The sequence below is a fragment of the Drouetiella sp. genome, from assembly GCF_059504425.1.
In genome coordinates this window covers 88,444-100,640 of record NZ_JCACIN010000093.1, presented here as the reverse complement: position 1 = coordinate 100,640, position 12,197 = coordinate 88,444, and the positions used below count along the sequence as shown (strand labels likewise).

At 50.4% G+C, this 12,197-nt stretch carries 8 protein-coding genes; 4 read left to right on the top strand and 4 right to left on the bottom strand.

Features of this window, described 5'->3' with window-relative positions; genetic code table 11:
• Positions 1 to 254: 254 nt before the first annotated feature.
• Positions 255 to 2,885, top strand: coding sequence for a hypothetical protein (locus AC5JMP_RS22080; RefSeq protein ID WP_495853651.1), 2,631 nt, complete (start codon positions 255 to 257; stop codon positions 2,883 to 2,885).
• 99 nt (positions 2,886 to 2,984) lie between these two features.
• Here AC5JMP_RS22080 and AC5JMP_RS22075 read toward each other — a convergent pair whose 3' ends face one another.
• Both AC5JMP_RS22075 and AC5JMP_RS22070 read right to left on the bottom strand, forming a co-directional pair.
• Positions 2,985 to 3,623, bottom strand: coding sequence for a TenA family protein (locus AC5JMP_RS22075; RefSeq protein WP_495853650.1), 639 nt, complete (start codon positions 3,621 to 3,623; stop codon positions 2,985 to 2,987).
• A 350-nt stretch (positions 3,624 to 3,973) separates the two neighbouring features.
• Entirely contained in the window at positions 3,974 to 4,987 is a 1,014-nt protein-coding gene (locus tag AC5JMP_RS22070; RefSeq protein WP_495853649.1) for a phosphoribulokinase, read from the bottom strand.
• 634 nt (positions 4,988 to 5,621) lie between these two features.
• On the opposite strand from AC5JMP_RS22070, the gene cpcD/petH reads away from it, so the two are divergent.
• Positions 5,622 to 6,842, top strand: coding sequence for a bifunctional rod-capping linker CpcD/ferredoxin--NADP reductase PetH (gene cpcD/petH, locus AC5JMP_RS22065; RefSeq protein WP_495853648.1), 1,221 nt, complete (start codon positions 5,622 to 5,624; stop codon positions 6,840 to 6,842).
• A 73-nt stretch (positions 6,843 to 6,915) separates the two neighbouring features.
• Here cpcD/petH and AC5JMP_RS22060 read toward each other — a convergent pair whose 3' ends face one another.
• Entirely contained in the window at positions 6,916 to 7,611 is a 696-nt protein-coding gene (locus tag AC5JMP_RS22060; protein ID WP_495853647.1) for a potassium channel family protein, read from the bottom strand.
• 39 nt (positions 7,612 to 7,650) lie between these two features.
• On the opposite strand from AC5JMP_RS22060, the gene gntT reads away from it, so the two are divergent.
• Positions 7,651 to 9,102, top strand: coding sequence for a guanitoxin biosynthesis MATE family efflux transporter GntT (gene gntT, locus AC5JMP_RS22055; protein WP_495853646.1), 1,452 nt, complete (start codon positions 7,651 to 7,653; stop codon positions 9,100 to 9,102).
• 252 nt (positions 9,103 to 9,354) lie between these two features.
• The gene (locus AC5JMP_RS22050; protein ID WP_495853694.1) at positions 9,355 to 9,990 is read left to right on the top strand and encodes a Vat family streptogramin A O-acetyltransferase; all 636 of its coding nucleotides are present in this window, start codon (positions 9,355 to 9,357) and stop codon (positions 9,988 to 9,990) included.
• Positions 9,991 to 10,005: 15 nt separating this feature from the next.
• Here AC5JMP_RS22050 and hflX read toward each other — a convergent pair whose 3' ends face one another.
• Positions 10,006 to 11,700: a GTPase HflX gene (gene hflX, locus AC5JMP_RS22045; protein WP_495853645.1), complete on the bottom strand. Its 1,695-nt coding sequence runs from the start codon at positions 11,698 to 11,700 to the stop codon at positions 10,006 to 10,008.
• Between the last annotated feature and the right edge of the window lie 497 nt (positions 11,701 to 12,197).

Genomic DNA, 12,197 nt, shown 5'->3' with positions numbered 1-12,197 from the left:
TACAGAAAAGATATTGCAAAAAAGATCAGTAATGTCTCGCAGCGAAAATTTCCGCTTAGCAGATTAGGATAACGGCAAGGTTCTCTCAAAAGGCTGTATGCTCTGATACCTCTGCTCAGAGCGCACCCTTAAGAATGGTGCCCAGAGAGTCCCTTCTAGAGAGTCACGCATACCTGAAGGTTTTCAAGACCGCTTGGGGAAGGCTAAGCCTAGAAAAACTAAACTCCACGACGGACAACAAAGAGAGAAAAGACATGGCAGACAGAGACAATCGCCTGAATGGTGCTTCGCGCCTGAGCTTTCCCATAAATCGCAACAACAGTCTAGGCAAAAGCGACCTGGATGATCTATATCGATTTAACCTCAGTACAGGCAGCACTAGAAGCAGCTTTTCTCTGGGAGTTTCCGGCATCAAGAGAGGCGCTAATTTTGACGTAGAAGTTTACAAATTTAAGCTTGCCGATCGCCAGGTTTTACGAGCGATCGGCAAAACCGAGTTTCGTAAAATTAGAGGGGGCGTTCTCAGAAACAACCTGCAACTTGTGGGCGCTTCTCGAGTAGGCGGCAACAGGAATGAAGCCATCACTAGCGAGCTAGCAAACGGCAGCTATGTCATTCGCGTCCTGCGCAAACAGGGCGACAGCAGATACAAGCTAACGGGCAGTGCCACAGAAATTTCTACTGTACCCAATCCTACTAATCCAGATCCTACCAATCCCAATCCTACCAACCCCAATCCTACCAACCCAGATCCCATCCCTGACCCACGCAACTTGATCAGCACTGCTCCTGATACCGCTATTCCCAATAGCGCAATTACAGGCAGCGTCAGCGACACTGACACGCAGGACTACTATAAAATCACTCCCACTGCGTCGGGAGATTACCTGTTTGATCTGACGGGAGCCAGCGGAGATACAAACTTTGAGGTGATTTCGTCTGATCAGACCACTGCGCTAAAACGCAGCCTGAATGCCGGAAACGACAAGGCGATCGTCCCTCTTGCGGCGGGCAGCACCTACTATTTCCGCGTTTTTCAAGCGGCTGCGGGCAACAACACGAACTACTCTTTGGGCGTTACCCCGCTCTCGGACAGCTACAGCGGCAGCTATAGCAATGGCGCTGGCTTAGGATCTGCCGCGTCCCTCACCCTAACTTCTACCCCTCAAACCCTCTCAAATTACGTCGTCGATCAGGGTATCAACTCACCCGAAGATCTGTTCAGTTTTAATGTCAGTACCGCCCAGGGCTTCGTCACTTTAGAGTTGACCGATATGCCGATTGGCAATCTGGGTTTGCAGCTCTTCAAGTCGGGAGAAACCGTTGAACAGGGTTTGACCCTTGACCGGAGTAGAAACCCAGATGGCAGCTATCCTGCGGAAGTGATTGCAGGGCGAGTTACGCAGGGTCAGTATTACGTCCGGGTAATTCCGAGCGGCGCTAGTGAAGGTTCTACCTATAACCTGACGCTCAAGATTACCGATAAGTCGGGTCTACCCGCCATCTCCAGAGATATCAAATTTGGTGCTGACGATTCCAGACCTGGAAACATCACGGCTGTCGGCTCATTGGCATATTTCTCTGCCAGCGATGACGAGGGCACGGCGCTCTATCGGACTGATGGCACTCTGGATGGAACGAAGAAAATTCGCGCCTTTACTTCCCTAGAGAAATTTGCGACGGTAGGCACGGGTATAGATTCACGCCTTTACTTTGTTGCCGATGACGGCTCTACGGGTAAGGAATTGTGGACAACAGACGGTACTGTTGCAACCAAGGTCGTTGACCTATTTGCCGGGAGTGGCGGTGGCGCACCTGATCAGCTAGCGGCGGCTGGAAACAACCTCTATTTCGTGGGTAGCCCCGGCACCACTAGCACGGCACTATACCGAGTCAACGGCACTTCCGTCACTATGATTGCGCGGGGTGATGACACTCTGACTAATCCTGACGGTAGCACTAGCGCCGCACCTGTAATCAATAGTTTTACAAGCCTGACGGGAATTGATCAAACGCTCTACTTCTCAGGAATTCCTGGTACAGGTAATACGGGTGCAGAGCTGTTTACCATTAGTAATGTTGAGAATGCTCCAACGCTTACAGAGCTGAGGCCTGGAGCAAGCAGTTCTACTCCCAGCAACTTTGTTTTGGTGGCAGGTAAACTTTTTGCTACTGCCTCAGTAGCAGGTTTGTCGAGCAAGCAGCTGATTCGGATTGATGCTTTAGGCCCCACTCCTAGCTACGCGATCGTGCGCTCTTCAAACACCGAAAATCTCACGTTCACCAATGCGCAAAAGCTGCAATACACCGTTACAGACAGCGGCGCACTCTACTTTACGGCAACTAGCGCCAGCGAAGGTTCAGAGTTGTTTAGGCTTAACAGCCCAGGCGCAGCCCCATCGGCTGGATTCTTAGATGCAGGACTTGTTAGCGACATTGCGACCGGGTTTTCTGACAGCTCTAATCCCACTAATCTGGTTCACATTGGCAACACGGTCTACTTCTTCGCCAACGACAATCGTAACGTTGATGATGGTCAAGGTAACACGACTCTTATCGGTTCTGGTAGAGAACTCTGGAAGACAGACGGCACTCCTAGTGGCACGAGTATTGTCCAAGACATCCAGGGTGGTACAGGTAATAGCAGCATCGGTGATAGGGCAGAAATGACTGTGTTTGGCGGCAAACTTTACTTTACCGCCAACGACGGCAGCGCAGGAACAGAGATTTGGGAGAGTAACGGGCAGTTGAATGGCACAGTCTCGAACGAGATTAATGCCGTTTCGGCTCAGGGTGCAGACCCTACTCAGCTGACTATAGTGGGATCTAGCCTGTTCTTTGCGGCAACAGATGGTCTTAACGGTCAAGAACTCTGGTCGATCTAGAAGATCTGTTTTTCTTTGAGGTTCAGAGTTTAAAAGTAGGGTTAGCAGGGGCATAGCCTCCGCTGACCCTACTTTGTACAGGGGCTAACTTTTCAGAGGCTAACTTTCCCAGGCGCTCTGGAAAAAATCGAGTTCGCACTCCATGGCATAGCGGTAGGTCGATCGCGCCAGTGAAGTCGGGATATCATAGCGATCGCCTAGCTCACTCAGCTGAGCGACTAGAGGCATAAATTCGGCGCTGCTGTAAGTCTGAATCCAGCCAGAGTAGGCATGGTCTGGCTGCTTGGCTAGAATATTGTCATGAGCCAGCTTTTGCCCCAAAAAGGCATAGAGCTTCATGCAGGGTAGCATGGCGATCGCTGTCACTCCTACCTCTTGACTCCAGGCAGTGCTGGCTAAAAAATCTGTGTAGCGTCGGGTTGCAGCTCCCGGCTCAATTTGCCGCAAATCTACCTCCCACTCATTGGCATAGCCTTGATGCAGCTTTAACTCCTGCAAAACTCCATCTGCTAAATCATGGAAAACATTAAAATCCTGCCAATCTGCAACTTTGGCGGCAGCAATGCTGTAAGCACGGGCAAATGCCTCTAGGAAAAAAGCGTCTTGCCCTACGTAATAGGCAAACTTTGATTTGGGTAGAGAGCCATCCCCAATGCCCTGAACGAAAGGATGCTGAAGACAGGCGATCGCCAAGTCCTGATTTTCTAACCATAAGTCTTCAAACAAGTTGCTGTTCATGTTCCCTAGGTTTCTTCACGCTTCTGAGTCAATTCCGACTGAGCGCAGCCGCATTTCCAATTTCTACATGACCCGGAATATCAGCATCCAGATCTTTAGCAAGAGACTCTTTAGCGAGAGACTCTTTAGCAAGAGATATAGAGTAATGAGGCGATCGCCGCAGACAGAGCCAATTAAATTTCCTGCAAATTAGATTGGGTGGGGGCGCAGCCCCCGCCCAATCTAATCTAAAAATCCTAATCTGCAAGAGGTTTATTCAGTGTAGCGGCAGGAGGCAAAAAAATTCCCAGGCGATCGCTCATCTGGGAACTTCTCTACACTCTAAAAATTACTAACTCAAAAATCGCTGGCTAGTTATTTACAGCCTTAGCCACCATCTTTGCTCCGGTGCCCATGAGGCGCTCATAGGTTGCCCGCATCTTCAGCCCTACTAGCACTTGAAACAGTCCCGTACCGTTGGTGGAACCTGGGTACTCTCTGTGCTGAAGCAGTAGCTCCGTCATTTCGCCGTAGAACTGGGTTGAGGTGTTGCTAAGGTGGCTTTCAAGGTAGATCATCTCCTCTAGGCGATCGAACTGACCATCAACCTCTAGAATCGAGACGCTATGACCAAAGTATTCATCGGGGCCGTAATGCATCCTGATGCCGGGATAGGAGCAGGTGAGCTTGCGACCGCAGGGAATCCAGTCGATCGTTGAGCCTTCATCAAACAGGTAGACTGGCTCCATGCCTTCTACGCCATCCTTCTGAATCATGCGAACCCGCAGCACTTCCCGCTTGGTGTCGTTGGGGATCAGCAGCGTCGGCAGCACCTGAATCACCATGTCGGCATACTGCTTCTGGGGATCAATATAGGCGCTGAAGTCGGGACGACGAGCGTTAATTGCCGCCAATACGTCTTCGTAGGTGTGACCGCGCTCTGCCATATCGCGCTGGATTTTCCAGGCAATTTTCACTTCGTCGTCAATGTCGAGGTAAACCCCAAAATCGATTAGCGATCGCACGCGCTCATCATACATAGGGTGCAACCCTTCAATCACCACGATCGGCGTAGGCACAATCCGCTCCGGAGGGTCAATCATGCCAGTTTCATGGTTGTAGATCGGCTTCATGATCTCCTGACCCTCTTTGAGCGCTTTCACCTGCTCGTACATAAGGTCAAAGTTATTCGCCTTGGGATTGAGAGCCGTCACGCCTGCCTCTTTGCGCCCTTTCCGATCCAGACTGTGGTAGTCATCCAGGCAGATCACAGTCATTAATTCCTCGCCAAACAAATCTGCCAAGCGACGAAGAAAAGTCGACTTGCCGCATCCCGAATCTCCGGCAACACCGATCAATACCACACGATCTGGCTTAATGGTCATGAGCTTCCTCTAAATACAAAATAAAGATAGGACAAAAGGAGTCTAAAAATTTTCAAGCAAACTTAAAATCTGCACCTTAAGCAATGGGGCATCTTAAACCCGAAACAGCTAGGTTGAACTAGATCACGAACTTTAGTCAAGCCACGATTTAGATGCGAATTAGCTGATCCCAATAAGTATTAAGTAATACCTGATGCTTTGAATTCTACCAAAACGGGATCATCACTACAAGGTTAATCCCTCTCTAGCCGTGATCCCCGCTCATTTGCCACCTACCACTATGCTAGAGGGTATTGGGTTCTCTAAAGCACACTTCTTGGGCAAAGTCTGAAACCAATATAAAAATGGCTCCAGAATTACAGTCTCGCGTATAAGCTGACCAGTATGGTAGAGCATGGGGCAGAGTCAAACCATTTCGGTTCTCGTACATCTTTACCCCAATTGCGTCTGAGGAATGTGTGTCTAAGAAATGCCTCGCTAGTGCTACGCTACTATACATACCAGGTCTAACTTTCGGACTCAAATCGATCGCTTTTCGACGGGTTTAGTCCAGTAGGTTTAGACCCAGATATTGTAGAAATGGTGCGTGGCTAGCGCGCAGACTTAATACGGGTTAGGAGAATATTGAATCACAATGTACAATCCAAGCGCAACGGGTGGTAACACAGCATTTGGCAACCGTCTTTTCGTTTACGAAGTAGAGGGGCTACGCAAAAATGATGAGACTGACAAGATGGGCTATCCCATCCGTAAGAGTGGCAGTGTATTTATGACAGTGCCCTACTCTCGGATGAATCAGGAGATGCAGCGTCTTACCCGTATGGGTGCCAGGATTGTCAGTATTCGCCCCTATGAGAGCGCAACAAACGGCAAGGTTTCCTCTGACACAACGACTCACGCAGAAACCCAGCAAACCCAGCCAGCAGAAGCAGCTAAACCTATGACTCAAGCTAAGGAAAAGTCAGCTAAAGCAGATATTCCTGTGAATATCTATCGTCCGAGCAACCCCTACGTTGGCAAAGTGATTTCCAACGATGAGCTAGTGGCTGAAGGCGGAATTGGTACCGTGCGCCATATCAAATTTGATATTTCAAGTGGCGATCTGAGATACCTGGAAGGGCAAAGCATTGGCATCATTCCGGCTGGAACAGATGATAAGGGCAAGCCTAATAAGTTGAGACTGTATTCGATCGCCTCCACCCGTCACGGCGATGATGTCGATGACAAGACTATTTCTCTGTGCGTTCGTCAGCTTGAGTACAAGCACCCCGAAACTGGAGAAATGGTTTACGGCACCTGCTCCACTTACCTGAACAAGATACAGCCTGGAGATGAGGTCAAGATCACGGGTCCAGTGGGGAAGGAAATGCTGTTGCCCGACGACCCAGAAGCTAATATCATCATGATGGCGACAGGAACTGGGATTGCGCCTTTCCGCACCTACCTGTGGCGGCAGTTTAAGGATGCCGAGAAAGCAGCAAACCCTGAGTATCAATTCAAAGGGTTCTCCTGGCTGATCTTTGGAATTCCGACAACGCCCAACATTCTCTACAAGGGAGAGCTAGAGGAGATCCAGTCCAAGTATCCGGATCACTTCCGGTTAACCTATGCCATCAGCCGCGAACAGAAAAACCCTGAAGGCGGCAGAATGTACATCCAGGATCGTGTTGCCGAACACGCTGATGAGATTTGGGCTTTGGTTAAAGAGGAGAAGACGCACACCTATATTTGCGGTCTGAAGGGGATGGAAGACGGGATTGATGCAGCAATGGCTACCGCTGCTGCTAAGGAAGGCGTGGTCTGGAAGGAGTATCAGCGATCGATCAAAGAACGCTGGCACGTTGAAACCTACTAGATAAAGCCGTTGAAAATCGGGGGAGTCAAGGCTCCCCCGATTTTTATTGAGGCTGGCTTTATTGAGGCTGGCTTTAATGAGACTGATGAGTCTGGGAGCACTCCTGAATGAAGTCAATCATTTCATGCAGCATTCCTGGCTTTGCCGCCATCAACACGGTAGATTCTGCCTCAATCACCGTATTGCCGTTAGGAATAATCAAATCCTCATGGGGATGAGCCTGATAGCCAATGATCAGCGATCCCTGGGGGAAGCACTCATCTTGGGCAATTGCGGCAAGGCTGCGACCCACGATCTGAGAGGTTGCTGGAATCGGCAGCTTCAGCACTTCAATCTGATCTTGTTCAAAGTGCATCATGGACTCAACCTGCGGATATTCGATCGCATTGGTCAGGGTGGAAACCACCAGATCGGTCGTGCAAATAATCGAAGTTGCCCCGGCAATGCGATAGGGCTGCTCAAAGTCGCGGTGGCTCATCCGCACCAGAATTCGAGGTACGCCGTAGTGCTTTGCCAATGCCACCATTGCCAGGTTCAGGGCATCGTCATGGAGAACTGCGACAACCGCATCGGCTTTGCGCACTCCCGCTTCGATCAGTACATTCGTGCTAACAGCGCTGCCTTCAAACGCCATCACGCCTAGCTGCTCACGGGCATAGCGGCAAGCGATCGCATCGATGTCAATCAGGGCAATCACATGTCCTAGATTCACCAGATTCTGTGCCAGATTCAAGCCAATTAAACCTGCACCTCCAATCAATACATACATAATTTCCCCTTTGCTGCCTTTGGCTTTACTCTATCCGGTATGGCAACCGCCAAGGCGGTTAAGACGGGGACATTTAGGGTGGGGCGCGAAGCGCCCCACCCTAAATGTCCTAAGAAAAATGGCAACAGCCATAAAAGAAATTTTGCTGAAGGTACTGCTTTGCTCTCTTCCCAACGGTCTAATTTTTATCGTCATTTCTCCCATCTGGCGATCGTCAATATCCTCTCAAATCTGACGGTGCCTCTAGCGGGTTTGGTGGATACTGCCTTCCTAGGACATCTCACCGAGATCCGGCACTTTGCAGGCGTGGCGCTGGCAACTGTCCTATTTAACTACATTTACTGGACGTTCGGGTTTCTCCGCATGGCGACCACGGGCATGACGGCTCAGGCGGTAGGGCGAGGCGATCGCGATACTGTTCTGCTAATTGGGCTAAGGAACGGACTGCTGGCATTGGCGATCGGCATCCTAATTGTGCTGTTACAACTGCCGTTACGCTCGCTGGGTTTCACCTTGCTGCGGGCGGCACCCGAAGTTGCAGACTCCGGCAAAGCCTATTTTGATGCGCTGATCTGGGCTGCACCCGCCACGCTAATCAACTATGTGCTGATCGGCTGGTTTTTGGGGCGAGGGCAGAGCGGCGGGGTGCTACTGCTGTCTGTCATTGGCAGTGGTGCGAATGTGATGCTGGATTATCTGCTGATTCTGCGGTTGGGCTGGGAGAGTGCCGGGGCAGGTTGGGCAACGGCTGCCAGTCAGTACCTGATGCTGCTGGTGGGGATGCTTCTTGTCTGGCGATCGGTAGGTTGGGGACAACTGCGATCGCTTGCCCTTCAGATCTGGGATATCTCAGCCCTGAAAGCAGATTTTTTACTCAACGGAGAAATCTTGGTTCGCACTTTCACGCTGATTTCTACCTTTGCCCTGTTTACGAACCTCAGCTCTGATTTGGGAACAGTTATTTTGGCGACCAATGCCGTGCTATTGCAGGTCGTGACTTTGGCTGCGTATTTCATTGACGGTTTGGCGTTTGCCACCGAAAGCTTCGCGGGGGTGTTTCGGGGTCAAGGCGCTACCGACAGGTTGATGCAATTGTTGCGAGTCTCTGGAATTGCCTGTTTGACCTCAGGATTACTATTTGCGATCGCCTTCCTTCTCTTCCCTACGCCGCTGTTTAGCCTGCTCACCAACCACAGCGATATTCTCGATCGCTTCCCAGCATATGTGCCCTGGCTACTCCCTGTTTTGGGGTTTGGATCGATCGCCTACATGCTCGACGGCTATTTTCTGGGGCTGACCCAAGGGCGAATTTTGCGGCAGTCTGCTCTAATCGCAGCTTTGGTAGGGTTTATGCCGATGGCGATCGTCGCCTGGTATTTGCGCAGTAGCCATCTGCTGTGGCTGGCGCTGTCTAGTTTTATGGCGGCTAGAGCCTTAACGCTGGCGGTAAAAGTGCCCCAAACACTGAAAGCGCCACTCAAAACGCCCTAGGAGCAGCGCGGCGCGCTAAATGAGTATGGCTGTCGCCAGTTTGCTTAGGATATTTTTGGTGGAGGCGCGAAGCGCCTCCACCAAAAATATCCCTGTCCTAACCACCTTGGCGGTTGCTATGGAAGCCTTGCTCCACGAGGCTTCTAACAAACAACCCACACTTAACCCAGCGTAAAATGCTGCAAGTCAAAGCAGTAGGCTCAAATTTTTGGTTAGGATGCAAAAATGAGGCACTGCTAGAAACTGGAGACTATTTTGTACGGAGCCAATCCGAAAGATAAGCATCCGATGAAGGGATTTCCACAAATCTGTTTCATTCAAAACACGGTATCGAATCCCAATATCATCATTGGAGATTACACCTATTACGACGATCCAGAAGACTCGGAAGATTTTGAGCGTAATGTTTTGTACCACTTTCCCTTTGTCGGCGATCGGCTCATCATTGGGAAGTTTTGCGCTTTAGCCAGAGGCGTGAAGTTCATTATGAATGGAGCAAATCATAAGTTAGGAGGATTCTCGACCTATCCCTTTCAGATTTTTGGTAACGGCTGGGAGAGAGTCACTCCCCAGCCTGAAGAACTGCCCTACAAAGGCGATACGGTAATTGGGAACGATGTGTGGATTGGTTATGAAACCGTGATCATGCCAGGAGTACAGGTGGGAGATGGAGCTATTATTGCGGCAAAATCAGTCGTGGTGAGCGATATTCCACCCTACACGATTTTTGGGGGTAATCCAGCCAAGTGTATTCGTCAGCGCTTTGATGATCGGGTGATCCAATCTTTGCTTGAGATAGCTTGGTGGAATTGGGAGATCAGCAAAATTACGCGTCATCTAGAGAAGATCGTATCGGCAGATATTGAAGCTTTGACCAATTGCAGGTGAGAACGCAGCAGAGCGTTAGCGAGGGGCGATCGCATAATCAATCAAGCCAACCAACCGTTGGCGCAATGTTTCCAGCCCCAGCCGTTCTCCAGCAGAGATAAAGATCGCTTGAGGAAATTCCTCTTGAGCAAACGCCAGCGTATCGCTATCAACCTGGTCTATTTTGTTAAAAGCCAGCAGCGCCGGACCCGGAGTAATGGGCATTTCTGAAAGGATTTTCATCACCGATCGGATCTGGCTTTGCCATGCTGGATGGGACAAGTCCACCACATGCAGCAGGGCATCTGCTTCGGTTACCTCCTCTAGCGTGGCGCGAAAGGCATCCACCAGCGAAGGCGGTAAATCGTGAATGAATCCTACCGTATCAGTCAGAATAATGGTGAGTTTCTCCTGAGTCTTCGGATGATTCACATTAAGCCGCCGCGTTGTCGGATCAAGGGTGGCAAAGAGCTGATCGGCAATATAGACCTCGGCATTGGTTAAGGCATTCAGCAGCGTCGATTTCCCGGCGTTGGTATAGCCCACAATAGCGATCGAGGGCACCTCCTCATGCTGCCGCTGCTGGCGCATCCGCGATCGGTGTGCCTGAAGCTGATTAACCTCCTGCTGAAGGCGGGTAATACGGCGCTGAATGGCACGACGCTCAGTTTCTAGCTTCGTTTCACCTGGGCCCCTTGTCCCAATACCGCCCCCCTGACGTGACATCGATCGCCCTCGACCCGACAAACGCGGCAGAGCATATTCTAACTGCGCTAGCTCTACCTGAAGTTTTCCGGCTCCCGACTGCGCCCGCTGCGCAAAGATGTCCAAGATCACCTCAGTGCGATCGACTACCCGAATGCCGATTTGTAGCTCCAAATTGCGGACTTGAGACGGAGAGAGATCGCGATCGAACACAACCAAATTTGCGCCCACCGTCTGAGCGGATAGGGCGATTTCCTGCACCTTGCCTTCGCCCACCACGGTTTGCGGATGAGGTTGAGAGCGCTTTTGCCGCAGAACTTGCAGAACCTCGCCCCCAGCAGTTTCCACCAGTCGCGTTACCTCGGTCAGCCCATCCTGAAAGCGTTGGCTGCTGACGCGATCGGTCATTAGCCCGACTAGGAGGACGCGATCGCGGTCAACATCCACCTGCTGCGCTACAAATTCTCGACGAAACTCCTCTTCCAAGCCCTCTGTTAAGGCTAGAAAATCTTGCTGCGTCAGCACATCCAAGCTCAGAGAGGGAGAAACCGTCCAATGCGCCTCTGGATGAGGCACAAGATGCGCCAAATACGCCTCTTTAACATATCCAGTTGCACCCCCACCTCGCCGCTCAAACCCTCCGCCAGAGAGAGTTAGCATCACTAACGCATCTAGTCGCTGGAGTGCCATTGCTGTCAAGGTAGATTCGCTTGGAGCCTCCATCTTGAGCTGCGTGGCAACACACCGAATGCCACTCAACCGCTCGGCTCCATAGCGAGGCAACTCTGAAGGCGGAATTTGCGTCTGTCGCACCGTCCCGACCCCGACTCGAATCACCTGCCCCCGACGATTGATGTAGGTGCAGAGAGGTTGAGCAATTTCAGTGCTGACGGCGGCAAGACGCTGCGCGAACTCAGGCGTTGTCAGGCAATCGCCAGGTAAACGCTGATGATAGAGCCGCTGCAACTGCTTGAGTTGGTTGGGCTTTAGCCCCTGAAGCTGTCCGTAAATAGTTTCGATTGACACGCCTGACCAGAATAATTGGTCTTTAAAAACTGATCTCGCAAACTCTATTCTATCGAGGGTTTTTCTAATCTGGGTAGAGTCTCCCCAAGTTCGTAATACACTCTGCAAGAATAAACTTTCACCTACCAATGTCCAATAGAATGCGTTTAGTCAATCGATTACATGGCGCTATTTTCTACGCTTATTGAACGCACAAATAGACAAAATCCTGATTGTAAGCGCTCATTTTTCCTCGTACATTCACCGACTTTACCCAAAAATCAATATTTTTTGTATCGTAGTGTTACTATTTTGAGGTAATGTTTGTGAAATTTACCCATCTTCTTCGAAACGCTAATCATCAGATCTTAATCAAACGCATTTAAGCTCTGATTTTTTTCATAGTTCTTCATGATTTGTAGGATCTAGTAGCCACTTTCTCCAGAAGTTTAGCTGAGAACCACAGTGCAACTTTACGCCAGCTTCATGTAGGTTCACTGCAACTTTACAATTGATTT